Annotated in this window: 17 protein-coding genes; 11 read left to right on the forward strand and 6 right to left on the reverse strand. The window is 73.0% G+C overall.

The genetic code is table 11. From position 1 onward, the window contains the following. Nucleotide 1: 1 nt before the first annotated feature. Nucleotides 2–223, reverse strand: coding sequence for a helix-turn-helix domain-containing protein (locus CCE02nite_RS04890; protein WP_141388547.1), 222 nt, complete (start codon nucleotides 221–223; stop codon nucleotides 2–4). A gap of 43 nt (nucleotides 224–266) precedes the next feature. Between CCE02nite_RS04890 and CCE02nite_RS04895 the strand changes: the two genes are divergently transcribed. From CCE02nite_RS04895 to sucD, 3 genes are all read left to right on the forward strand, one after another. Further along, nucleotides 267–713: a hypothetical protein gene (locus tag CCE02nite_RS04895; protein WP_141388548.1), complete on the forward strand. Its 447-nt coding sequence runs from the start codon at nucleotides 267–269 to the stop codon at nucleotides 711–713. Between the two features lie 175 nt (nucleotides 714–888). Beyond that, nucleotides 889–2,058: an ADP-forming succinate--CoA ligase subunit beta gene (gene sucC, locus CCE02nite_RS04900; RefSeq protein WP_087471387.1), complete on the forward strand. Its 1,170-nt coding sequence runs from the start codon at nucleotides 889–891 to the stop codon at nucleotides 2,056–2,058. Between the two features lie 37 nt (nucleotides 2,059–2,095). After that, nucleotides 2,096–2,986 carry a succinate--CoA ligase subunit alpha gene (sucD, locus tag CCE02nite_RS04905; RefSeq protein ID WP_047233084.1) on the forward strand — a complete coding sequence of 297 codons (891 nt, stop codon included), beginning with the start codon at nucleotides 2,096–2,098 and terminating at the stop codon, nucleotides 2,984–2,986. Between the two features lie 103 nt (nucleotides 2,987–3,089). Here sucD and CCE02nite_RS04910 read toward each other — a convergent pair whose 3' ends face one another. Continuing rightward, nucleotides 3,090–4,148, reverse strand: a complete 1,059-nt coding sequence (locus tag CCE02nite_RS04910) for a 1-acyl-sn-glycerol-3-phosphate acyltransferase (protein ID WP_255318636.1) — start codon at nucleotides 4,146–4,148, stop codon at nucleotides 3,090–3,092. Then, nucleotides 4,145–4,990 carry a patatin-like phospholipase family protein gene (locus tag CCE02nite_RS04915; RefSeq protein ID WP_141388549.1) on the reverse strand — a complete coding sequence of 282 codons (846 nt, stop codon included), beginning with the start codon at nucleotides 4,988–4,990 and terminating at the stop codon, nucleotides 4,145–4,147. Before CCE02nite_RS04915 ends, CCE02nite_RS04910 begins: the two co-directional genes overlap by 4 nt. Nucleotides 4,991–5,071: 81 nt before the next feature. Here CCE02nite_RS04915 and CCE02nite_RS20395 point away from each other — a divergent pair, with 81 nt between their 5' ends. Further along, nucleotides 5,072–6,346, forward strand: coding sequence for a cell division protein PerM (locus CCE02nite_RS20395; RefSeq protein ID WP_170227219.1), 1,275 nt, complete (start codon nucleotides 5,072–5,074; stop codon nucleotides 6,344–6,346). A 795-nt stretch (nucleotides 6,347–7,141) separates the two neighbouring features. Here the strand turns inward: CCE02nite_RS20395 and CCE02nite_RS04920 are convergent. After that, a complete protein-coding gene (locus CCE02nite_RS04920; RefSeq protein WP_141388550.1) occupies nucleotides 7,142–8,632 on the reverse strand; it encodes an MFS transporter in 1,491 nt (496 codons plus the stop codon). A 59-nt stretch (nucleotides 8,633–8,691) separates the two neighbouring features. Then, nucleotides 8,692–10,032, reverse strand: coding sequence for a M20/M25/M40 family metallo-hydrolase (locus CCE02nite_RS04925; protein ID WP_141388551.1), 1,341 nt, complete (start codon nucleotides 10,030–10,032; stop codon nucleotides 8,692–8,694). A gap of 546 nt (nucleotides 10,033–10,578) precedes the next feature. Here CCE02nite_RS04925 and CCE02nite_RS04930 point away from each other — a divergent pair. After that, nucleotides 10,579–14,685: a polysaccharide lyase family 8 super-sandwich domain-containing protein gene (locus CCE02nite_RS04930; RefSeq protein WP_141388552.1), complete on the forward strand. Its 4,107-nt coding sequence runs from the start codon at nucleotides 10,579–10,581 to the stop codon at nucleotides 14,683–14,685. Nucleotides 14,686–14,810: 125 nt separating this feature from the next. Continuing rightward, nucleotides 14,811–16,517, forward strand: coding sequence for an endonuclease/exonuclease/phosphatase family protein (locus CCE02nite_RS04935; protein ID WP_176599505.1), 1,707 nt, complete (start codon nucleotides 14,811–14,813; stop codon nucleotides 16,515–16,517). A 25-nt stretch (nucleotides 16,518–16,542) separates the two neighbouring features. Here the strand turns inward: CCE02nite_RS04935 and CCE02nite_RS04940 are convergent, their stop codons facing one another. Beyond that, nucleotides 16,543–17,634 (reverse strand): LacI family DNA-binding transcriptional regulator, encoded by a 1,092-nt coding sequence (locus CCE02nite_RS04940; RefSeq protein ID WP_141388553.1) that lies wholly within the window; start codon nucleotides 17,632–17,634, stop codon nucleotides 16,543–16,545. A gap of 346 nt (nucleotides 17,635–17,980) precedes the next feature. On the opposite strand from CCE02nite_RS04940, the gene CCE02nite_RS04945 reads away from it, so the two are divergent. The 5 genes from CCE02nite_RS04945 to CCE02nite_RS04965 all read left to right on the forward strand — a co-directional run bounded on the left by CCE02nite_RS04945 (nucleotide 17,981) and on the right by CCE02nite_RS04965 (nucleotide 23,826). Beyond that, complete coding sequence (locus CCE02nite_RS04945) at nucleotides 17,981–19,273, forward strand: ABC transporter substrate-binding protein (protein WP_255318637.1); 1,293 nt, start codon at nucleotides 17,981–17,983, stop codon at nucleotides 19,271–19,273. Between the two features lie 25 nt (nucleotides 19,274–19,298). Continuing rightward, nucleotides 19,299–20,270, forward strand: coding sequence for a carbohydrate ABC transporter permease (locus tag CCE02nite_RS04950; RefSeq protein WP_141388555.1), 972 nt, complete (start codon nucleotides 19,299–19,301; stop codon nucleotides 20,268–20,270). Then, complete coding sequence (locus CCE02nite_RS04955; RefSeq protein ID WP_141388556.1) at nucleotides 20,270–21,160, forward strand: carbohydrate ABC transporter permease; 891 nt, start codon at nucleotides 20,270–20,272, stop codon at nucleotides 21,158–21,160. Before CCE02nite_RS04950 ends, CCE02nite_RS04955 begins: the two co-directional genes overlap by 1 nt. A 76-nt stretch (nucleotides 21,161–21,236) precedes the next feature. Further along, nucleotides 21,237–22,316 (forward strand): glycoside hydrolase family 130 protein, encoded by a 1,080-nt coding sequence (locus tag CCE02nite_RS04960; RefSeq protein ID WP_371861897.1) that lies wholly within the window; start codon nucleotides 21,237–21,239, stop codon nucleotides 22,314–22,316. A 10-nt stretch (nucleotides 22,317–22,326) separates the two neighbouring features. Then, nucleotides 22,327–23,826, forward strand: a complete 1,500-nt coding sequence (locus tag CCE02nite_RS04965) for a phosphohexomutase domain-containing protein (RefSeq protein WP_255318638.1) — start codon at nucleotides 22,327–22,329, stop codon at nucleotides 23,824–23,826. The last annotated feature ends 2 nt before the right edge of the window (nucleotides 23,827–23,828 follow it).

The raw sequence follows: 23,828 nt of genomic DNA on the forward strand, positions 1-23,828 counted from the left end.
GTCATGACCTCCTCGTGGTCCGGGGCGCCCCGTACTTCTTGTGCACGGCCTGACGCGAGACGCCGAGCCGGTCGGCGATCTCCTGCCACGACCAGCCGAGCGCTCGGGCGTGCTCGACCTGCAGCGCCTCGAGGCGCTCGGCGAGCACGCGCAGCGACCGCACGGCGCGAAGTCCCGTGTCGGGATCGGTGCTGCTCGCGGCGTCCATGTCGACGGGTTCCATGGATGTCAATCTAGGTTGACGAGCGCAGGGCTGTCAACACACGTTGACGGCGGACGCCGGCCCGGTCGCCGCGACCGGTCGACTACTGGCGTGCCGCCGCGCGGCACGAGCGCGCGGCACGTCGATCCACGTGCGCGACGTCGGGTCGGAGTGCACGGCGTTCGTCAGCGTCCTCGGGTCCGTCCGCGACGGCCGCGGTGACCTCGGCGCCGGCATGCTCGGCGCGAACAACGTCACGCTGCTCGACGGCGGCGTGCGCGTCTACCCGGTGGACTACCTCGTCGACCCCGACGTCTACACCGACCAGCAGCGCAGCACGCTCGCCGATCTTCAGGTGGGCTCGCTGGAGTCGGGAACCACGGCACGCGTGACGGTCGTCTGGCCGGACGTGGGCGCCGACACCGTGGTCGTCGACGTGCCGGACGGATCCACGGAGGTCACGGACGGCAGCACGCCGGTGCGGTTCGTGGACGTGCCCGTCACCGGCTGACCCCGGTACCGCCCGGACGCGCGCCGCGTGACGAACGGAACACGCGGCGGCAGCCGTCGTCCGTCGCCGAGCGATAGGAGCCCCGGCCTTCCCGGGCTACCCTGTACGGGGATGTCTTGATGTCGAGACATCGGTCATGCCGCACACGGCGCATCAGACGGAAGGACGCAGCAGGGTGGACCTGTTCGAATACCAGGCGCGCGACATCTTCGAGAAGCACGGCGTGCCCGTGCTGGGCGGGGTCGTCGCGACGACGCCCGAGGAGGCCCGCGCGGGCGCCGAGAAGCTCGGCGGCGGCACCGTGGTCGTCAAGGCCCAGGTGAAGACCGGCGGCCGCGGCAAGGCCGGCGGCGTCAAGCTCGCCCACTCACCCGAGGAGACCGCCGAGAAGGCGTCCGAGATCCTCGGCATGGACATCAAGGGCCACACGGTCCACCGCGTCATGGTCGCCCAGGGCGCCAAGATCGCCGAGGAGTTCTACTTCTCGGTGCTCCTCGACCGGTCGAACCGCAACTACCTCGCCATGTGCTCCGTCGAGGGCGGCATGGAGATCGAGCAGCTGGCGGTCGAGCGCCCCGAGGCGCTCGCCAAGGTCGCGGTCGACCCGATCGTCGGCATCGACGAGGCCAAGGCGCGCGAGATCGTCGACGCCGCCGGCTTCGCCGAGGAGCTCAAGGCCCCGGTCGCGGCGGTCATCCAGAAGCTCTGGACCGTCTTCACGGCCGAGGACGCGACGCTCGTCGAGGTGAACCCGCTCGTCCGCACCGAGGACGGCTCGATCATCGCCCTCGACGGCAAGGTCACGCTGGACGACAACGCGTCGGAGGTCCGTCACCCGGACCACGAGGCGCTGGAGGACAAGGAGTCGACCGACCCGCTCGAGGCCAAGGCCAAGGCGAACGGCCTCAACTACGTCAAGCTCGACGGCGAGGTCGGCATCATCGGCAACGGCGCGGGGCTCGTCATGAGCACGCTCGACGTCGTCGCGTACGCCGGTGAGGCCCACGGCGGCGTGAAGCCGGCCAACTTCCTCGACATCGGCGGCGGCGCCAACGCACAGGTCATGGCCAACGGCCTCGATGTCATCCTCAACGACCCGCAGGTCAAGTCGGTGTTCGTCAACGTCTTCGGCGGCATCACCGCGTGCGACGAGGTGGCCAAGGGCATCGTGGGCGCGCTCGAGATCCTCGGCGACGAGGCGTCCAAGCCGCTCGTCGTGCGCCTCGACGGCAACAACGTGGACCTCGGCCGCGCGATCCTGCGCGAGGCGAACCACCCGCTCGTGACCCTCGCCGAGACCATGGACGGCGGGGCCGACAAGGCTGCCGAGCTGGCCAACGCCTGATCGCCCGAAGACGCGGAAAGCTGAGACAGAGAACACCATGTCGATCTACCTGAACTCCGACTCCAAGATCATCGTCCAGGGCATCACCGGCGGGATGGGTGCCAAGCACACCGCCCTCATGCTCGACTCGGGCGCGCAGATCGTCGGCGGCGTCAACGCCCGCAAGGCCGGCACGACCGTCACGCACAAGGACCACGAGGGCAACGACGTCACGCTCCCGGTGTTCGGTACCGTGGCCGAGGCCATGGCCGAGACCGGTGCGAACGTGTCGGTCCTCTTCGTCCCGCCGGCGTTCACCAAGGACGCCGCGATCGAGGCCGTCGACGCCGAGATGCCGCTCATCGTCGTCATCACCGAGGGCGTCCCCGTCCAGGACACGGCCGAGGTCTGGGCCTACTTGCAGGGCAAGAAGACGCGCATGATCGGCCCGAACTGCCCCGGCATCATCACGCCGGGCGAGTCGCTCGCCGGCATCACCCCGCACACCATCACGGGCAAGGGCCCGGTCGGTCTCGTGTCGAAGTCGGGCACGCTGACCTACCAGATGATGTACGAGCTCAAGGACCTCGGGTTCTCGACCGCCATCGGCATCGGCGGCGACCCGATCGTCGGCACCACGCACATCGACGCGCTCGAGGCGTTCGAGAACGACCCCGAGACCAAGGCGATCGTCATGATCGGCGAGATCGGCGGCGACGCCGAGGAGCGTGCCGCGGCGTACATCAAGGAGCACGTCACGAAGCCGGTCGTCGGCTACGTCGCGGGCTTCACCGCCCCCGAGGGCAAGACGATGGGCCACGCCGGCGCGATCGTCTCCGGCTCCGCGGGCACCGCGCAGGCCAAGAAGGAGGCCCTCGAGGCCGTCGGCGTCAAGGTCGGCAAGACGCCGTCCGAGACCGCCGCGCTCCTGCGCGAGGTCCTCGCCTGACCCTGGCTCCACCGCAGGACCCCTGACCCGGGTCCACGCACCCGACGCCCCGCGACCGCTCCGCCGGCCGCGGGGCGTCGTGCGTCCGGGCCGGTGCCCGACGTCAGGGGGCCGGGTCGCGGTCGCCGCTCGGGACCGTCGGCGCCCCCGAGGCGGCGAGCCACGCGTCGAGGCGCGCCCACTGCGCGTAGAGCCACGCGGCGCGCTCCTCGTCGCCCGCCGGGAGCGCCGCGCGCGGCGTCGCCCAGATCTTGAGCGTCAGGCGCTTGTCCATCGGCAGCTCGCGCCAGATGTCGCGCACGGTGACCAGCCGCTCGAGGCCGGTGTGCGCGACGACCGCCACGCCCGTCGTCGGCGACGCGTCGAGCGCGGCGAGGAACCCGCCGACGTGCGGTGCCATGACGTGCGGCATCCCCTCGGCCAGCGCGGCGAGGTCGTCCTCCCCGGTGGAGCGCAGCGCCGCGATGCGCGCGTCGCGGCGACGCGGCGTGACGTTCCCGCCCTCGGGGAAGAGCAGCACGGCGGAGTCCGGCGCGAGGTCGGTGGCAAGAGCGGCGACCGCCTCGCTGCCCGACGGCGCACCGTGCGGACGCCGCGAGCGCGGCACCACGAAGTACGCCGGGACGCGGTGCAGCAGGACGTCGATCGCGGGGTCCCACTGGAGGGTGTCCTTGAGCACGACGCGCGGCTCGCGTCCCGCCGCGTTGACGATGCGGTCCATGAGGACGAACGAGTCGCCGGGCCCGGCGTGGCGGCTCACCACGAGCACCGGCGCCCCGTCGAGCCCGTCGGCCTCGCTGAGGTCGACGTCGATCCGCAGCCGCAGCGTCCAGCGCACCTGCCAGAACAGCACCGAGAGCATCGTGCCGGCGAGACGGACGTGCGCGCGCCGGAACGCCGGACGGTCCAGGGCCCGTCCGAAGCCTGAGCCCACCCAGAGGCCGAACAGCGCGACGAGGGCGGCGGCGTCCCACACGACGTAGAAGCTCGCGAGCCACAGGACGCGCGGCGCGCGCAGCCGGCCGGGCAGCGCCCAGCTCACGATGCCGCCGACGAGCAGGACGAGCATGACGCTCGTCGGGACGAGCAGGACCGCGAGGACGACGACGGCCGGCGCGAGCAGCAGCCGGCGGACCCAGCGCGGCGGCGGCGCGACGTTCACGCGCCGCCCCCCAGATCGTCGAGGTAGCGGCACGCCGCCGCGTACGACGAGGCGACCCGGGCGCGGGTCGTGTCCAGCCGGCGCGACGACGAGAGGCGGTCGTCGCCGGGCAGCGGCCCGCCGCTCGGCAGGACGTGGACGGTCACGTCGTCGGGGACCTCGGCGAGCTCGCGCGCGAACCGGTGCCGGCGGGAGATCTCGAACGTCACCTTCGCCACCTCGACCGCGGTCCGCGGCGGCCGCAGCGGCTCCTCGATCCGGCCGACCTGGAGCACCCAGACCGTCCGTGCGCCGCGGCGCACGGCCTCGCCCAGCGGGATCGAGGAGACCACGCCGCCGTCGACGTAGTGCTCGTCCCCGATGCGCGTGGGCGGCAGCGCGCCCGGCACGGACGCCGAGGCGAGCACGGCCTCGACGAGCGGGCCGTCGCTGAACCAGCGCTCGGCCGCCCGCTCGATCGACGCCGCCGCGACGACGAGCGGCACGGCGAGGTCGGCGAACGTCGTGCGCTCCCCGAGCACCTGGCGCAGGAGCGCGCGCAGGGGTGCGGGGCTGGCGAGGTGGGTGCGCGTCGTCGCGAGCCGGTGCACCTGCCGGTACCACGCCTCGCCGTAGACCTGCGCGGCCGCGGGCGACGACCAGGCGGACTCGAGGCGGGGGACGACGGCGGGCGTCGGGTCCGCCGCGAGAGCCGCCCCGTTGATCGCGCCGATCGACGTCCCGACCACCAGGTCGGGCGTGATGCCGCGTTCCAGCAAGGCGCGCAGCATGCCGATCTGGACCGCGCCGCGCACGCCACCGCCACCCAGGACGAACGCGGTGGGGGCGGGCGCCGTCGTCATGGACCGATCGTAGGCGCGGGTAGGCTGGCGCGCCGGGGCGAATGCCACGTACCGACCACTCGATCGACGACGATGGGCACCATGAGCACCACCAGCACGACGCGTGGTGCGCGCACGCGCACCGTGGACGGCAGCCCGGCCCCCGCACCGGTCGTGGTCCGGCGCGGGCCGTCGGGCGTGCTCGCCGCGCTCCAGGCGCTCGCGCTGTCCCTCGCGGTCGTCGTCCTGCCGGGCGTCGTGGCCTTCCTCGCGTCGTCCACCGGGTCCTCCGAGGGCACGGGGTGGGGCCAGTCCGTGACGATCGCCGCGGGCTTCTGGCTCCTCGGCCACGGGGTCCCGCTCGTCGCGAGCGGGACGACCGTCACGCTCGTCCCGCTCGGGCTCACCGCTCTCGCACTCTTCTGCTGCTTCGCGTCCGCGCGTCGCTCCGCGCACACGACGACGTCCGCATGGGTCGCCGGCACCGTGACCTACGCGCTCGCGACGCTCGGCGTCGCGCTCCTCGCCGGGTCCACCCCGCCCTGGGGCCTCGCGGTCGCGGTCGTCGGGGGCGCGCTCGTCGGCGGGCTCGGGCTCGGCGCCGGGATCCTCGCGCGACCGGACGCACCCCTCGTCGGCGACCTCACGCAGCGGCTCGACGGGTGGCTCCCGTCGTCGGTGCGGCTGGGGCTGCGCGGCGGCCTGCTCGGCACGAGCCTGCTGGCCGGCGTCTCCGCCGTCGTCGTCGGGGCGTGGCTCGTCGCCGGGCGCGCGACGTCGGGCGACATCGTCGCCGGGCTCGTGCCCGGGACCGTCGGCGGTATCGTCCTCGCGCTCGCGCAGCTCGCCGTCCTGCCGAACGTCGTCGCCTGGGCGGGAGCCTGGCTCGTCGGGCCGGGCTTCGCCGTGGGCGAGGGCAGCACGTTCGCACCGACCGGGTCGGCGCCGGGGGCGCTTCCCGCGATCCCGCTGCTCGGCGCGCTGCCCGGCGACGACTGGACCAACCCGCTGACGCCCTGGGTGCCGGCCGTCGTCGTCGTGCTCGGCGTCGTGGCGGGGACCTTCGTGTGGCGCCGCCTGCGCGACGTGACCGGCACGCACCCGGACGACGACGTCCGGTGGCTCGACGTCGGCCTCGCCGTGGGCGGGGTCGCGCTCGGCGCGGGACTGCTCGTCGGGGTCGTCAGCTGGCTCGCGGGTGGAGCGGTCGGGCCCGGGCGCCTCGAGGTCGTCGGCGCCGACGCGCTCGTCGTCGGGGCGCTCGCTGCGGCCGAGATCGGCGGCGGCGCCGCGCTCGCGATCCTCTGGGCGCGGCTCGACGTGCTGGGCCGCCGCCACGGCGACCCCCTCGACGACGAGGCTGACCTGCCGAGGTAGAACCCCGGTCCGCCGAAGTAGAACCGTGGTTGGCCGAGGTAGAACGCTGGCTGGTCGAGGTAGAACCGTGGTCGGGTCTCAGGCCCGCGTGGTTCAGTCCGCGGTGCGGGTGGCCTCGGTGCTCGGGGCTGCGGCGCCGTCACCCCGGTCCTTCGGCCGTGGGTCTGAGGAGCGCCACTCTGACGCCCCTTCGCATCCGAGCCCACCCCCACCGCTCGGCCGTCTTCTCGCCATGGCTCGGCGACCAGGCGGTCCTGGCAGGCCGAACAGGCGACCGCGGCTCGTCAGACACCCAGGACGAACCGAGACCACCCGTTCGGCGGGATGTTGCGACGGCTCGGCGCGACGTTGCGACGACAAGGTCGCGTCGCGACCGCGACGCGACCCACGACCCGCAGCCGCGGCGCAGCGGTGCGCGGCGGCGGTCCTGGGCGGCCGCGCGGCGGTGCGGCGGTGTCGTGCCGAGACCGGATGCGGCAACGGGAACCGGGATCGCCAGACCGACCACCGCGGGCAGTCGCCCGGAATGAGCGACGACCGGGGCGAGACGGAGCAGGGCGGGGTGGGTGGTGGTGCCGCGTCGTGGCGGGCCTGGCGGGAGCCGCGAGGAACGAGCGGCGGATGGTAGACGCGGCACCACCACCCACCCCGACCACCCCACGCAACCACACGCCGTCGAGCACAAGAACCACGGCTCTACCTCGACCAACCACGGTTCTACCTCGACCAACCAGCGTTCTACCTCGGCGGACTGCGGTTCTCCCTCGGCCGAGCGAGGGTTCTGTCTCGGTAGGTTCAGGCGGTCGGTGACGTGATGGCGGGCGCGCCGCCGACGGGGGCTGCGGTGGCGGGGTCGGTGAAGGCCTGGCGCGGCACGACGGCGAGCAGGAGGACCGCGGCGACGAGCGCCGTCGCGCCGCACACGACCCAGACGGTGACGTACCCGCCGAACGAGCCGGCCGTGCTCTCGGTGGCGCCGCCCTGGAGCGCGGCGCCCGCGAGCGCGATGCCGAAGACGCACGACGCGATCGCGCCGCCGACGGTCTTCACGGAGTTGGTCAGGCCGGTCGCGACGCCCGTGAGGGTCGGGGGCGCGGCCGCCGCGGCGGCCGCGGGCAGCGCGGCCACGAGAGCGCCAGAGCCGAGCCCGACGACGACCATGTTGGTGAGCACGTTCGCGTACGTCCCGTGGAACGGCAGGAAGAGCAGGAATCCCACGCCCACGAGCGTGGACGCGCCGACCAGGGTGAGGCGCGGCGTCGCACGGCGGGCGACGCGGGGGTAGGACAGCGCCCCGGCGATCATGCCGACGAGGTAGACGCCGATGAGCAGGGACGTCTGGAACCCCGTCGTGCCGAGGCCGTACCCGTGCTCGGCGGGGTCGGTGCGGGCGAACGTGGACAGCGGTGCCTGGGCACCGAGCACGGACACGCCGAACAGGCCCGCCGTGAGGAACACCGGGCCGAGCGCGGGGGAGCGGAACATGCGCACGTCGACGAGCGGGTCGTCCTGGCGCAGCTCCCACCGGGCGAACGGCCACAGCAGCGCCGCACCGAGCACGACGAGCGCCCACGGCGCGAACGCGACGACGCCCTCGAGGCGGAGCAGGCTGAGGCCGCCCGTGAGTGCGAGGAGCGCGAGCGAGACGAGCACGAGGCCGACGGTGTCGAAGCGTCCGCCCGCGGGGTCGGGCGACTCCTTCACGCCGAGGAGCACGACGACGAAGCACACGACGACGAGCAGCGCGGGGACGAGGAGCACGACGCGCAGCGGGAGGGTGTCGACCAGCGCACCGCCCGCGAGCGCGCCGACGATGGCGCCGGTCTCGAGCGCCGCGACGAGGACGCCCGCGGCCCGCGCGGTGACGGCGGCGGGGTGCGCGAGGCGTCGGGCGCGCGACCAGACGAGCGCGATCTCCAGCGGCAGCCACACGACGTAGAACCCCTGCACGGCCCATGCCACGAGGAACACCGCGAACGAGTCCGTGAACGGCAGGGCGAGGGACGCGGCCGCGGTGACCGCCGTCGACCACAGGAGGATGCGCCGGTGGCCGACCATGTCGCCGAGCTTGGCCAGCGCGGGCACGACGAGCGCGGACAGCATGAGCTGGGAGCCCTCGAGCCAGTTCACGTCGGCGTCGTGCACGCCGAGGTGCCGCGCGATGTCCGTGAGCATCGGCGTGTAGTAGCCCTGGAGGACGCCGCTCGTCAGCTCGACGAAGGCGAGGAACCCGACGACGCCGGCGAGGGTCGAACCGGCGAGGCGCCCGGTGAGCGAGCGAGCCATCGCTGCTCCTTCTGCGTGGGGAGGCGCGCGTCGTCGCGCGCCCCGGAGGTGGGGGAGCGTCAGGGTAGCCGCTCGAGGAGCGCGCGGTGGAACCGCTCGCCCCGCTCGAGCTCGGCGACCTCGACGCGCTCGTCGACGCCGTGGATGGTGGCGCGCAGCTCGGCGGACATCGCGAGCGGCGCGAACCGGTACACGGCGGGCGAGAACCGGTGGAAGTGCCGCGCGTCGGTCGCCTGCATCGTGATGTACGGGGCGGGCAGCGCGTCGGGGTGCGAGACGCCGACGCACGCGGCGAGGAGGGCGAACCGGTCGTCGTCGACGGGGGACTCGGGGGAGGGCTCGCTGCCCTCGACGACCTCGATCTGGACCTGCGGGTCGTCGACGCGTCGCCGGACGCGCTCGACGGTGCCCGCGACGGTCTCGCCGAGCGCGATCCGCAGGTTGACGGTCGCGCACGCCTGCGACGGCAGCACGTTCGCGGCCGTGCCGCCGGAGAGCATCGTCGGTGCGACGGTCGTGCGGACGATCGCGGCGGCCTCGCCGCCCATCGCGGCGAAGGTCTGCGCGGACACGGGCGGCGCGGCGGCGAGGGCGCGCAGCGCGGTGCGGGCGGGCCCGGTGGCGCGGTCCGAGAAGAGGCGGAGCATGCGCGAGATCGCGACGGGCGTGCGCGCGGGGAAGGTGCGCGGGCCGAGGCGCTCGACGGCGCGCGCGACGCGCCGGACCGCCGTCGTCGTAGGTGGGGCGGACGCGTGCCCGCCCTCGCCGCGCGCGGTGAGGCGCAGCGTCAGCACGCCCTTCTCGCCGACGCCGATCATCGCGGCGCTCCCGGGGACGAGGGGGAGCGGGGAGTCCGTGACCGCGCCGCCCTCGTCGAGCACGAGCCACGGGACCACGCCGCGGTCGCGGAGCGTCGTCGCGATCGCGGCGGCGGCAGCGCCGTGCGACTCCTCGTTGCCGCCGAACGACAGGTAGACGTCGCGCGCGGGCGTGAAGCCCGCCGCGAGCAGGTTCTCGACCGCCTCGAGCACGACGACGAGCGGCCCCTTGTCGTCGAGCGCCCCGCGCCCGTGGACCCAGCCGTCGGCGACGCGCCCGTCGAAGGGCGGGTAGGTCCAGTCGTCGCTCTCGTCGACCGGGACGACGTCGTAGTGCGCCATGAGCACCACCGGCGGTTCGTCGGAGAGCCCGCGCCAGCGGTAGAGCAGACCGAGGTCGGTGATGCGCTCGCGGTCGAGGTGCTCGTGGACCAGGGGGTAGAGCTCGGGCAGGAGGTCGACGAGCTCGTCGAAGGGCGCGAGGCCTCGCTCCTCCAGCTCGGCGGACACCGTGGGAATCCGGACGAGGCGGGCGAGCCGCTCGTCGACGCCCGGACGGGGGATCACGGTCGTGGTCGTCATGAGCACACCCTAGAGACTCGATGTCACGAGCGGGCGAGGAGGACCTCTTCACCAGGGCCCCATCGCGCCTGTACCGATTTAGTGGGGCGCCGTGACCCCTGTGGAAGGGATGCTCGCGGAGCGCGCGGTGCACCGCGCCTGCGCAGAAAGATCCCGGTGGATCGGGAGCGGCGACGTGGTCAGGAGGTCTGGGTGCCTTCTTGACTGCGCTGTCAAGAACCGGTTTACTAGCGCACGTCACCGCCGGCGCAGGGAGGCGCCACCCGTGGGCGCACGGCCGGCGACCTCGCCACCAGGAGGCGAGGCAGGACGCGGCCCGCCTGGCGCCTCGCCGGCGGCCGAACCGTCCGTCAGAGGCCGGAACGGGCCGCCTCGCCGTGAAGGAGCACCTGCGCGATGACGCGTCAGACGTCCGTCACCGCCGTCGGCACCCGTGCCGAGGGGCGCCCTGCCCCGCGCTGCTCTCGACGGACGACGACCCAGGCCGGCCCGCGCCGCCCCGACCGCACCGTGCGTGCGCCACGGACCACCACAAGGGAGCACCCCATGAGAAGCGTCAGAGCCCTGATCTCCGCCTTCCTGGCACTCGTCCTGAGCGCTGTCGGACTCGTCGTCGCGCCCGCGGGCGCGGAACCGCCCGGCGACGACGTCGACACGATCACGTCGCGCCTCCGGGAGTACTACCTGGGGCAGGGGGACGACGTCATCATCGCGAACGGCATCTACCTGGCACGTACCTCCGAGGCTCTCGACTACGTCGCGTCGCAGGGGGCCGACGGGTCGTGGCCGGACGTCGACTACGCCGACCGGACGAGCTCCGCGAACGGCGCGACCTGGTCCGCGTACATCGCGCTCTACCGGATGCTCGCGCTCGCCCAGGCCTACCGCGACCCGGACGCCGCGGGCTTCGAGGATCCCGCCGTCCTCGCCACGGTCGAGCGCGCGCTCGTGCACTGGGACGCGGTCGACCCGGGCAACACGAACTGGTGGGAGACCGAGATCGGCGAGTCCATGGCGATGGGGCGCCTCACCGTCTTCCTCGGCGACGAGCTGAGCCCCGAGGCGAAGGCCGTCGCGCTCGAGCACAACACCGGCAGGCTCGACCCGGTCGGCGCCAACGGTGCGTGGCGCACGACGAACTACCTCTTCGAGGCGCTCGCGACCCGCGACCACGAGAAGATCGTGTCCGGCTTCGACACCATGGTCCAGACCGTCGCCGTCGACCGCTCCGGGGGGACCAACGAGGCGGTGCAGCCTGACGGGAGCTTCTGGGCGCACGGGGCGCAGCTGTACAGCGAGGGGTACGGCATGGCGCTCTTCACGAACGTGGCGCTGTGGGCCGACGCGGCGCGCGGCACGGGCCTCGCGTTCACCCGGGAGCACCTGGACACGATCGCGTTCTACGTCGTCAACGGCACGCGGTGGATGATCCGCGGCGAGGTCGGCATGCTGTACCTCGGCTACAGGGAGCCGAAGACCGTCGACGGCGTCACGGGGTACGCAGCCGAGTTCCTCGAGCCGCTCGCCAAGATGGAACGCACGGACCCGCTGTACGCGACCGACTACCAGGAGCTGATCGACAGCATCAGGGGCACGACCCGGAACAACGGTGTCACCGGGAACAAGTACTTCTGGCGATCGGAGTTCTCGTCCCACCTGCGCGACGGGTACGGGATCTTCACGCGGCTCAACTCGAGCCGCACCGTCGGCAGCGAGTACCGCTCCACCTTCCGCCCGGAGGTCGGCAACGAGATCGTGTGGAACGCGGCAGGCGCCACCGCGATCCAGGTGACCAACCGGGAGTACCTCGACCTCGGTCCGGCGTTCGACTGGTTCCACTACCCCGGCGTCACCGCTCCCTACGTCAAGGAGCAGACGCGGGGGACGGCCGGTCGCACCGGCAACGGAGGCAGCTTCACGGGCGGTGTCTCGGACGGCACCTACGGAGTGAGCGTGCACAGCCTCGACCGTGCCGACACCCAGGGCAGGAAGAGCTACTTCTACCTCGACGACGAGATGGTCGCGCTCGGCGCCGGCATCCGTTCGGGGTCCGACGCGCCGGTCCACACGACGGTGAACCAGGCCGTCGCGAAGGACAACGCCTCGGCCGACGGCCTACCCGTCGAGCCCGGAACCGTCGGCGCCCCGCTGGAAGGCCCCGCGTGGGCCTACAACGACGAGGTCGGTTACGTCTTCCCGGCCGGTCAGCGCGTGCTCGTCTCGAACACGGCGCAGACGGGAAGCTGGGTCGGTCAGGACCCGGTGAGCCGGGACGCCTTCACGCTCTACGTGGACCACGGCGTGCGCCCGAGCGACGCCGGTTACGAGTACGTGGTGCTCCCCGCCGCCTCCCCGCAGGAGGTCGAGGCCTACGCCGCGGCGCCCGCGGTCCAGGTGCTCCGCAACGACGCCGCGGTGCAGGCGGTGCGGCACGCCGGGCTCGGGCGGACGATGGCGACGTTCTACCAGGCGGGGGCCCTCGACCTCGGTGCGGGGCGGACGCTCGAGGTGAACCAGCCCGCGATCGTCCTCGTGGACGAGTCGGGCGAGGTCCCGGTGGCGAGCGTCGCGAACCCCGACCGACCGGGCCTCGTCGTCTCCGTCGCGCTCGGCGGTCCGGACGGCGAGCACCGCGGCACGTTCGCCCTAGGTTCCGGCGCGAGCCTGGGCAAGACCGTCACGGCCCCCCTCTCGTCGGACGCCGGGACGGACTCGGACCTCACCGCGAGCAGCGCGCTGGAGGGCCAGGAAGCGGCGTTTGCGGGCGACGGGAACGACGCCACGGTCTGGCGCTCCGACGGAGACGGGACGGCGTGGCTGACGAGGCGTCTCGCGCCGGGGTCGTTCGTCAGCGGCGCCACGGTGGCGTGGGGCGAGCAGCACGCGTCGCGGTTCCTGCTGCAGACGTCGCTCGACGGCGCGACCTGGACCGACCACCGGTTCGTGCAGGACGGCGCCGGGGGTCGCACCCGGCTCGACCTGACGCCGACCGCGGCCGCCTTCGTCCGCCTCGTGATGCTGGACGGCCCGGGCGACGACGGGTACGCCGTCCGGGAGCTCGACGTCGACTCGAGCGTGAACCTCGCGCTCGGTCGGCCGGTCACCGCGTCCGGCTCGTCGGGCGGGGCCGCCGCGAGCATCACGGACGGCAACATGGACACCCGCTGGAGCGCGAACCTCTCGGACAGCGCCTGGGCGCAGGTCGACCTCGGCTCCGTGCAGCGGATCGGCGCCGTGCGGCTGTGGTGGGAGGCATCCTTCGCCCGCCAGTACCGCATCCAGGTCTCCGACGACGGCACGGCCTGGCGCGACGCCTACGCCACGACGGGCGCGGGCAGCGACGGCGGGACGGACGCCGTCGCGGTCGACGAGCGGGCGCGCTACGTGCGCATGCAGACGGTCCAGCGCAGCACGACCCAGTACGGCGTCTCGCTGTGGGAGCTCGAAGTGTTCGCCGACGCCGCGGTCATCGACGCGCCGACCGTGCCGGCGGGACGGGAGAACCTGGCCCTCGCCCGACCGGTCCAGGCGGACTCGACCTACAACGCGACCGCCGACGCCCGCAACGCCAACGACGGCAACCTCACGACGCGCTGGTCCTCCCAGCGCCAGGACGCGCCGTACACGATCGAGCGTTGGCTCCAGGTCGACCTCGAGGGAACCCGCAGCATCAACCAGGCCGTCGTCACCTGGGAGGCGGCGACGTCGAACGACTTCCGCGTCGAAGGGTCGCTCGACGGCCGGACCTGGGAGCAGCTGGCCCGGGTCCAGAAGACCTCGGCAGAGCTGCGGAACGTCGTGGACCTGCCCGAGTCCGACGTGCGCTACGTCCGGGTGATCGGCCTGCCCGCGACGAAGTACGGGCTCTCGATCTTCGAGCTCGAGGTGTACGGCGGGTACAACCTGCGGTGCGACGCGTCGCCCGTGGCCGCGGACCCCGCGTCCAGCGCGGTGGCGACGGCCAGCGTCACGCCCCTCGAACCGGACGACGAGTTCACCGCGTTCTCGCTCGACGAGTCGGTGGCCTCAGTCGTGGGCGACCCGCGCGTCGGCGACGGGCGCGTGGAGCTCGACCTGGCCACCGGCCAGGCCGGGACGACCGCCGTCCTGGTCACGCACGCGAAGGGTGACGAGATCGCGTGGTGCGACGTGGTCGTCGCGGTCGACACGGCCGAGCTCGACCGGCTCGTCGCGCAGGCCGACGCGCTGGACAGCAGGCAGTACACGCCCGCGAGCTGGGCGCCCCTGCTGCCCGCGCTCGAGGCGGCGAAGGCCGCGGCCCGCGCGGAGGGCGCCACGCAGGGTGACGTCGACGAGAAGACGACGGCCCTCGCGGGGGCGCTCGAGGGTCTCGTGGAGCGGGCCCCGGTGACCACGGCGCCGACCGTCGAGGTGACGGCGCGCTGCCTGGCCGGCACGGCCTTCGTGGCCGTGCGCGCGACGAACACGGACGAGCAGACGGCGGAGATCGTGCTGTCGACACGGTTCGGCGACCGGACGTACGCCGCGGTCGCGCCGGGAGGGAACGCCTACCAGTCGTTCAGCTCCCGAGCGGCCGCGGTGGACGCCGGAGCGGCGAGCGTCACGGCCACCGCACCGGGTCGCGAGCCGGTGACGGTCCAGGCACCGTACGAGGCCAAGCGCTGCGGCTGAGCCGCGGCGGGCGCGGCCGGGTCGCCGTGGTGGTGTCACCGGACACTGCCGCGGCGGTCCGGTCCGCTCCGTCTGAGGTCCCCGACCGCGTTCTCGCGGTCACCCACCCCGGAGAGGAACCACCGATGCCTTCCCACCTGAGACGACTCCGTCGCCGGGCCGCGGCGGCGGTCGCCGGCGCCGCGCTCGTGGCGCTCGCCGTCGCGCCGGCGGCCGTGGCCGCCGAGCCCGCGCTCGGCCTCGACACCCCGCGGATCACGGCCGACGGGTCCGTGACGATCACCTATGCCGCCGGTGAGGCGGTCCACGCGAAGAACTGGCTGGGTGTCTATCGCGACGGCGTGCGGCCGGGCGGGCCGCCGTCGCTCGACTGGCGCTACGTGCCGGACGCCTCCGGCAGCGTGACCTGGGGCCCGGAGCACCGCGCGGGCTGGACGCGCGGTGCTGCCTCGATCGGTCCGGGTGACTACGACGTCTACCTGCTCGCTGACGACGGGTACGACGTGCTCGCCGGGCCGGTCGACCTCACCGTGGAGGCGGTCCGGCCGGTCGAGCCCGCCGAGCCCAAGCCCGAGGTCGACGGCGTCAGCGAGCTGAACGTGCTCACGTTCAACATCTGGCACGGCGGCTCGCGGATCCCGGACGGCGCACGCGAGATCGCCGACATCCTGCGGGAGACCGATGCGGACGTGACGTTCATGCCGGAACGCAACGACACCCCGGCGGACGTGGCGGCGCTCCTGGGTTACGACCACCTCCTGGCTACCGGCACCGGCATCGTGTCGCGCTACCCGATCCTCGAGACCGGGACGGTGGGTGACCGGTGGTCGAAGGCCGTGCTCGACGTCAATGGCACAGAGGTGGTGGCCTACGGCGGCCATCTCGAGTACCGCTGGTACACGACGTACCTGCCGCGCGGGTACGGCGGGGCGGTCCTCGGCGACTGGCCCGCCGGATGGGACACGTGGGACCGGCTCGACGCGCCCGTGACGGACGTCGACGCGATCCTCGCGGCGAACCTCCAGTCGGGTCGCCCCGCATCGGCGGCCGCGCTCCTCGAGGACGTCCGCGCAGAGCGCGCGGCCGGTCGCCTGGTCGTCGTGGGCGGCGACTTCAACGAGCCGTCCGCACAGGACTGGACCGAGGCGACAGCCGAACTGTTCGACCACCACGGCGTCGTCGTCCCGTGGCAGACGACGCAGACCCTGCTCGACGGCGGTCTCGTCGACGCCTTCCGCGAGGTCCACCCGGACCCCGTGGCGAACCCGGGCTTCACGTGGCCCGCGGACAACGCGGCGTTCCCGACGTCGGAGCTGACATGGGCGCCGGAGGCCGACGAGCGAGACCGGATCGACTACGTCTTCGTGGCACCCGACGACCGTGTGGCGGTCCGCAGCGCCCAGGTCGTCGGTCCGCAGTCGACGATCGTGCGCGACGAGCGCGTCGACGACGACAGCGCCGACGTGATCCTCACGCCCGACGCCGTCTGGCCCTCCGACCACAAGGCGGTCCTGGCGTCGCTGCGGGTCTGCGACGAGGCGTGCCTGCCGAGCGCGGCGCCGGAGGTCGGGGCGGTCGTGCGGTGCCTGGCCGGGACGGCGCACGTGGCCGTGCGGGCGACGAACACGGGCGACACCGCGGCGGTCGTCGGGCTGTCGACCGCGTTCGGCGAGCGCACCAGCGCGGACGTCGCGCCGGGACGTCATGCGTACCAGGCGTTCAGCTCACGAGTCGCACGGGTCGACGCCGGCGCCGTGACGGTGACGGCGACCGTGGCCGGTCGAGCACCGGTGACGGTTCATGAGGAGTACGCGGCGAAGAGCTGCGGCTGACACACCGCGCCCACCGGCGCCCGTCTCAGGACGGGCGTCGGTGGCGCGTCGGCCCGGTGCTGCCGCGCACGACGAACTCGACGGACGGCAACCGGATCTCCGGCGGCTCCTTCCCCTCGACGAGCGCCACCAGGGTCTGGGCCGCGGCAGTGCCCCACGCGACGACGTTCTGCCGCACCGTCGTCAGAGGCGGCACGATGTACGGGGCGAGCGGGATGTCGTCGAAGCCGATGACGGAGAGGTCCTCCGGGACGCGGATGCCGCGGTCGGTGGCCGCGGAGATCCCGGCGATCGCCATGAGGTCGTTGCCGTAGACGATCGCGCTCGGGGGCCGCGGCAGGTCGAGGAGCTCGTGCGTCGCGCGCGCGCCGGAGCTGCCCGTGAAGTCGGCGGTCACGACGGGGCCCACGGGCAGGCCGAGCTCGTCGAGCGTGTCCTCCCAGGCGCGGCGCCGCGCCTCGGTGTGGACGTAGCCCGGCACGCCCATGACGTGGCCGATGTGCCGGTGGCCGAGCGAGTGCAGGTGGTGGACCGCGCGGCGGACCCCGGCTGCGTCGTCCATCCCGATGACGACGTCCGCCTCGGTGTCCGCTTCCTCGGGCGCGACGACGACGACGCTCAGGCCGAGCGCGCCGACGTCCCGGGGGCGGGTGTCCCCGGCCCGGACGTCGGTGAGGAACACGCCGTCGACGCGCGACTCGCGCGCGAGCCGCTCGTAGGCGTCGCGCTCGCCGTGCTGGTCCTTGACCACCTGGAGGACCAGCGAGTAGTTCTGCTCGGACAAGCCGATCTCGACGCCCGCCATGAAGAGCGGGAAGAAGGGGTCGGTGCTGAGGAGCTCGGGCTCGCGCCGGATCACGAGGCCCACGGCCTGGGTGCGCGACCGGGAGAGCGCGCGCGCACGGGCGCTGGGCTGCCAGCCGAGCTCGTCGGCGGCGCGCAGGATGCGCTCGCGGGCCGCTGCGCTGACGCCGGGTCGGTTGTTGAACACGAACGAGACGGCGCTCTTCGAGACCCCGGCGCGCGCCGCGACGTCACCGATCGTCACGCGCTTGGCGCCGGCTGCCCGGGTGGTCCGGTCGCCGGGGGTGAGGGTCGAGTGCTCCGCTGCGTTCACCTCGTCAGGATAGCGCACGGTTTGACCCGCTGTTTAGTCGTCGCTGCACGCGACGCCGCCGGGGCGAGCCTCGACCGCACCCCGGTCTTGAGGCGCTGTGAGCGTTGGAAGTCCGGGCATCCGCAGGGATCGACCGCCGGCAGGTGCCCACCGTGCGTGCGTGCGCCGTCCGGATGTCCACGCGATCTTGACGTGCTTCGTTCAAACCGGTTTAATCGTCGCGTCGACACTGTCAGGACGACGGCGACGGCAGGCCGCCGTGCAGGGGACCGAGGGACGGGGCCGGAGCGACGAGCGGGTGACGAGCCCGGATGAGGAGTTGGGCGCAATGAAGCGTGGCGCACGGATGACAGCGCTGGCGACGACGGCCGCGGTGGTCCTGCCGCTCGCGGCGTGCGGGTCGGGCGGCGACAGCGGTACGGGCGGGTCCGACGGAGGTCTCACGAGCGGACCGATCGACGTCTGGTACTCGACCAACGAGCAGGAGGTCGCCTGGGGCGAGCAGGTGGTCGAGGCGTGGAACGCCGAGCACCCGGACGAGAAGGTGAGTGCTCAGGCGATCCCCGCGGGGAGCTCGTCCGAGGACGTCATCGGCGCCTCGATCACGGCGGGGAACACGCCGTGCCTCGTGTTCAACACCGCCCCGGCGGCCGTGCCCGCGTTCCAGAAGCAGGGTGGCCTGGTGAACCTGTCGACGACCTTCGACGACGCGGAGGACTACGTCACGGGTCGTTCGGGCGCCGCGGCGGACGGGTTCCGCAGCGCTGACGGGGACCTGTACCAGCTTCCCTGGAAGACGAACCCCTTCATGCTCTACTACAACAAGGACGTGTTCACGGCCGCCGGCCTGGACGCCGAGGACCCGCAGCTCGAGACGTACGACGACGTGCTCGCGGCGGCGCAGGCGATCAAGGACGCCGGGGCGGCGGACTTCGCGATCTACCCGCCGGCGACCGCGGACTACACGAACGTCAACTTCGACTTCTACCCGTTCTTCCTCGCCAACTCTGGCGGTACGCAGTTCGTCGAGGACGGGAAGGCGACGTTCACGAGCGACGAGGGCCTCGAGACCCTGGAGTTCTGGCAGACGCTCTACGCCGACGGCTTCTCCTCCGCGGAGGCGTACAGCGGGGACATGTGGGCCGGCCCGTTCGCCGACGGCGTCGCCGCGATGGGCGTCGCCGGCCCCTGGGGCAAGGGGCAGTTCGACGGCAAGGTGGACTTCGGCGTCGTCCCGCTGCCGACCGCCGACGGAGCGCCCGCCGAGGAGACCTCGACGTTCGCCGACTCCAAGAACGTCGGGCTGTACTCCTCGTGCAAGAACCAGCAGACCGCGTGGGACTTCCTCAAGTTCGCGACGAACGACGAGAACGATCTCGCGCTGCTCGAGGTCACCGGCCAGTTCCCGACCCGTACGGACGTCACCGACCTGGCGGCCGACTTCCTGGCCGAGGAACCCTTCTTCGAGCCGTTCGCGGCGTCCGTGCCCCTCGCGGTCGACGTCCCGACCGTGGACGGGCTCGCCGAGAAGATGCAGGTCTTCCGCGACGCGTGGAGCGGGTCCGTGCAGTCGGGGTCCGGCGACCTCGAGAAGACGTTCGGCGAGGCCGCGACGACGATCGACGGCCTGGCGGGCTGACCGAGAGCGACGAGGCGAAGCACTCATGGTCACCCTCCATGACGAGGACGTGCAGCCGTCCGCGCGGGCCACGGCGCTCCGTGGCCCGCGCCAGGACCGGCCGCGCCCCCGCGGTCGGCGACTCCAGCGCTGGCTCGGGGAGAACCCCCTCGGCATCCTTCTCAGCGCCCCGTACATGGCGTTCGTCGTCGTGGTGTTCCTCGTGCCGTTCGGGTTCGGCGTGTGGATGTCGTTCCACGACTTCTTCTTCACGGCACCCGGCGTGCAGGTCCCGCACCCCTTCGTCGGGCTCGACAACTTCCGGCAGGTCCTCGCGGACCCGGCGGTACGACAGGCGTTCGGCAACCTCGCGGTGTTCGGCCTCATCAACGTGCCGCTCACGGTGGTGCTCGGGCTCCTCCTGTCGTCGGGCCTCGACGCCGTCGTGCACTGGAAGGGCTTCTTCCGGGTCTCGTACTACATCCCGTACGTGACCGCGTCGGTCGCGACGCTCGCCGTGTGGATCTTCATGTTCAACGGCAACGGGGTCGTGAACCGGCTTCTGGGAAGCCTCGCGCCGGAGCCGACCTGGCTCGCGAACCCGAGCCTGATCATGCCCTTGATCGCGGTCTACGTGACCTGGAAGAACCTCGGCTTCTACGTCCTGCTGTACCTCGCCGCGCTGCAGAACGTGCCGAAGGAGCTGCACGAGGCGGCTGCGATGGACGGCGCCGGGCCGTGGCGCCGGTTCCGGGCCGTCACGCTCCCTGCCGTCCGGCCGGTGACCTCGCTCGTGGTGCTGCTCTCCGTCATCACCACCGGACAGATCTTCACCGAGCCGTACCTCCTCACCGGAGGAGGGCCGAACGGCGCCTCGATGACCCCGGCGCTGCTCATGTACCAGAAGGGCATCCAGCAGGGGCAGCCCGACATCGCCGCAGCGATCGGCATGATCCTCGTGCTCGCGGTCATGCTCCTGTCGCTGGCCTCGCGCCGGCTCACGGAGAGGAAGGGCTGATGGCCTCCACGACCTCGACCACGCGACGGGACACGACCCGGGCACGCGGCTCCGGCGGGGGCCGGCTGCTGCGCGTGCTGCGCTTCGCGGTGCTGCTCCTCGGTGCGTTCCTCGCGCTCGTGCCGTTCTACTACATGCTGCTCGGGGCGCTGCAGAGGGAGCGGGACACGAGCGTCCTGGGCCTGCTCCCGCTGCCGCGGAACCTCACCCTCGACAACTTCGCGGGGGTCAACGAGTCGATCGACCTCGCCCGGTCGCTGCTCAACTCGTTGATCATGACGGCCGGCGTCGTGGGCTGCACGCTCGTGTTCGGGCTGCTCGTCGGGTACGCGCTGTCGGTGCTGTCCTTCCGCGGCCAGGGGCTCGTGTTCGCGCTCGTCCTGCTCGTCCAGGCGATCCCGTTCCAGCTGCTCATGATCCCGCTCTACGTCATGGTCGTGCGGTACTTCGACCTCGCGGACAGCTACCTCGGCATGATCCTGCCGTTCGCCGTCAACTCGGTCGCCGTCCTGATCTTCCGGCAGTACTTCCTCCAGATCCCGCGCGACGTGTTCGACGCGGCGCGCATCGACGGCGCGAGCGAGCTGCGGATCCTGCGGTCGATAGCCGTGCCCCTGGTCCGCCCGGCGGTCCTCACCGCGATGCTCGTGACGTTCATCGGTCCGTGGAACGAGTTCCTGTGGCCGTTCCTCGTGACGAAGGACGCGTCGATGCAGCCGCTCGCGGTGAGCCTCGCGAACTTCTCGCAGGCGAACTCGTCGTTCCAGGCGAACCCGATGGGCGCGGTCCTGGCGGGCGCGTGCGTCCTCGCGGTGCCCGCCGTCGTCCTGTTCCTGCTGTTCCAGCGGCACTTCACGTCCGCGAACCTCGGCTCGGCCGTCAAGGGCTGACCCCGTCACCGTGCGGGGCCGGCGCGAGACCGCGTCGGCCCCCGCCCCGACCTTCCAAGGCTAGGAAATGACCCAGGTGAACCACTCTCAGTCCCTCATGACGGTCCCGTACGCCCTGCGTCGGCTCGGGACGATCATGTCGCCCCTGCCCGGCGAGCCCCTCGAGGTCGAGGGCGTGCTCAACCCCGGCACCGCGTGGGGGTCCGACGGCACGCTGTACCTCTACCCCCGCCTCGTGGCCGAGGGGAACGTCTCGCGCATCGGTCGGGCGCGCGTCGTCCTCGAGGACGGGGTGCCCGTGGGCGTCGAGCGGCTCGGGGTGGTGCTCGCCCCCGACGAGGGCTGGGAGCACGGGCGGCAGAACGCGGGGGTCGAGGACCCCCGGATCACGTTCGTCGAGCCCCTGGACCTCCACGTCATGACCTACGTCGCGTACGGGCCGCTCGGCCCGAAGCCCGCGCTGGCCGTCTCTCGGGACACCGTGTCGTGGCGCCGGCTCGGGCCGTTGCGGTTCGCCTACCAGCCCGAGCTGGACACCGACCTCAACCTCTTCCCGAACAAGGACGTGGTGTTCTTCCCCGAGGCCGTGCCCGGTCCCGACGGCCGACCCGCGCTCGCGCTGCTGCACCGGCCGATGTGGGACCTCGACTGGCTCCGCCCCGGCGAGGGAGCTCGTCCGCCTGCGGGGGTCGACGACCCGCGGCCGTCCATCTGGATCGGGTACGTCGATCTCGAGGCCGTGACGCGCGATCTCGGAGCGCTCACGCACGTCGAGAGCTCCGCGCCGGTCGCCGCGCCGGAGATGGCCTACGAGTCGTCGAAGATCGGCGGTGGCCCGGCGCCCCTGCGCGTTCCCGAGGGCTGGCTCGTCCTCCACCACGGCGTGACGGGCGCCGACTTCTCCGGCTTCGCCCTGGCTCACGGTGCCCGGTACACGGCGGGCGCGATGATCCTGGACCCCGTCGACCCGCGCCGGGTGCTGGCCCGGACGCCCGAGCCGCTGCTCGTCCCGGAGACCGCGGCAGAGCTGGAAGGCACGCTCGGCAACGTCGTCTTTCCCACGGCAGTCGAGGAGATCGAGGGACGCCGGTTCGTCTTCTACGGCATGGCCGACTCCCGGATCGGTGTCGCCGAGCTCGTGCGTCTCGATGGTTGAGGGCGGGCCCGTGGACCTGACTGCGCACGAGGCGCTCCGGCGCGTCGTCAAGGCGTACGACGTGCGCGGTGTCGTCCCTGACGAGCTGAACGACGACGTCGTGCGCGCGCTGGGCACGGCCTTCGTGGAGGCGGTCGTCCGGCCGGGCACCGACGGGGTGCGCCGGGTCGTGGTGGCCCGTGACATGCGCGAGAGCGGCCCCGGGCTGCTGGCCGCGTTCGTCGACGGCGCCCGAGCGGCCGGCGCGCACGTGCTCGACGCCGGTCTGTGCTCGACCGACGAGCTCTATCTCGCGTCGGGTCTCCTCGACGCCGCCGGAGCGATGCTCACCGCGAGCCACAACCCCGCCCGGTACAACGGCATCAAGCTGTGCCTGTCCGGAGCACGCCCGGTCGGACCGGACACGGGCCTGCGCGCCGTCCGGGACCGGGCCGAGGAGCTCCTCGCGGGCGATCCCGTCGACGCCGGGCCGCGCGGGGGCCACGAGACCGTCGACGTCCTGCGCCCCTACGCGGAGCGCCTGCGCTCACTCGTCGACCTGTCCGGGGGCCGCCGTCTGCGCGTGGTCATCGACGCCGGCAACGGCATGGCAGGGCTCACGGTGCCCGCCGTCCTGGGGATGGCAGCGGGTCTGCCGCCGCTCCCGCTCGGGATCGTCCCGCTGTTCTTCGAGCTCGACGGGTCGTTCCCGCACCACGAGGCCAACCCGCTCGTACCGGCCAACACGGCGGTGCTCCAGGCCGAGGTCGTGCGCCGGCGCGCCGATCTCGGGCTCGCGTTCGACGGCGACGCCGACAGGTGCTTCGTCGTCGACGAGCGGGGCCGGAGGGTGGACCCCTCGGTGCTCACGACGCTCGTCGGGCTCCGCGAGGCGCGCCGGGTGCGGGACGAGGGCGGCGTCCCTGTCGTCCTGCACAACGCGATCACGTCGCGCGCGGTGCCCGAGATCCTGGGCGCCGCAGGGGTGCGGACGGTGCGCACACGCGTGGGCCACTCGTTCATCAAGGAGCTCATGGCGTCCGAGGGCGCCGTCTTCGGGGGCGAGCACAGCGGGCACTTCTACTTCCGTGACTTCCTCGGCGCCGACTCGGGCCTCCTGGCCGCGATGCACGTCCTCGCGGCGCTCTCGGAACAGGACCGCTCGCTCTCGGAGGTGGTCGGTGGCCTCGACCCGTACGTGCGCTCGGGGGAGGTCGACGTCGCCGTGGCGGACCCGGAGACCGCGAGGGCCAGGGTGCTCGACGTCCTCGGGGACGCCTACGACGCCGCGTCGCTCGACGTCGACGAGCTCGACGGCATGACCGTCCGCCGCTGGCACGGCGACGACCCGTGGTGGCTCAACCTGCGGGCGTCGAACACCGAGCCCGTCCTGCGGCTGAACGTCGAGGCCGCCGACGTCGGGACGATGCGCGCCGTCCGGGACCGCGTCCTCGACGCGCTCGCGACGATGCCCGCAGTGGGCGGCGGGCCGACGAGCGGCCGCGCGGCGGTCGGGGGAGGAGGGCGCTGACG

Source organism: Cellulosimicrobium cellulans, assembly GCF_006539945.1.
Taxonomy (GTDB): domain Bacteria; phylum Actinomycetota; class Actinomycetes; order Actinomycetales; family Cellulomonadaceae; genus Cellulosimicrobium; species Cellulosimicrobium cellulans.

Excerpts from the sequence above, each read along its gene's own strand:
- CCE02nite_RS04890 (WP_141388547.1), bottom strand. The coding sequence starts at position 223 with ATGGAACCCGTCGACATGGACGCCGCGAGCAGCACCGATCCCGACACG.
- sucD (WP_047233084.1), top strand. The coding sequence starts at position 2,096 with ATGTCGATCTACCTGAACTCCGACTCCAAGATCATCGTCCAGGGCATC.
- CCE02nite_RS04915 (WP_141388549.1), bottom strand. The coding sequence starts at position 4,990 with ATGACGACGGCGCCCGCCCCCACCGCGTTCGTCCTGGGTGGCGGTGGC.
- CCE02nite_RS20395 (WP_170227219.1), top strand. The coding sequence starts at position 5,072 with ATGAGCACCACCAGCACGACGCGTGGTGCGCGCACGCGCACCGTGGAC.
- CCE02nite_RS04920 (WP_141388550.1), bottom strand. The coding sequence starts at position 8,632 with ATGGCTCGCTCGCTCACCGGGCGCCTCGCCGGTTCGACCCTCGCCGGC.
- CCE02nite_RS04925 (WP_141388551.1), bottom strand. The coding sequence starts at position 10,032 with ATGACGACCACGACCGTGATCCCCCGTCCGGGCGTCGACGAGCGGCTC.
- CCE02nite_RS04930 (WP_141388552.1), top strand. The coding sequence starts at position 10,579 with ATGAGAAGCGTCAGAGCCCTGATCTCCGCCTTCCTGGCACTCGTCCTG.
- CCE02nite_RS04935 (WP_176599505.1), top strand. The coding sequence starts at position 14,811 with ATGCCTTCCCACCTGAGACGACTCCGTCGCCGGGCCGCGGCGGCGGTC.
- CCE02nite_RS04945 (WP_255318637.1), top strand. The coding sequence starts at position 17,981 with ATGACAGCGCTGGCGACGACGGCCGCGGTGGTCCTGCCGCTCGCGGCG.
- CCE02nite_RS04950 (WP_141388555.1), top strand. The coding sequence starts at position 19,299 with ATGGTCACCCTCCATGACGAGGACGTGCAGCCGTCCGCGCGGGCCACG.
- CCE02nite_RS04955 (WP_141388556.1), top strand. The coding sequence starts at position 20,270 with ATGGCCTCCACGACCTCGACCACGCGACGGGACACGACCCGGGCACGC.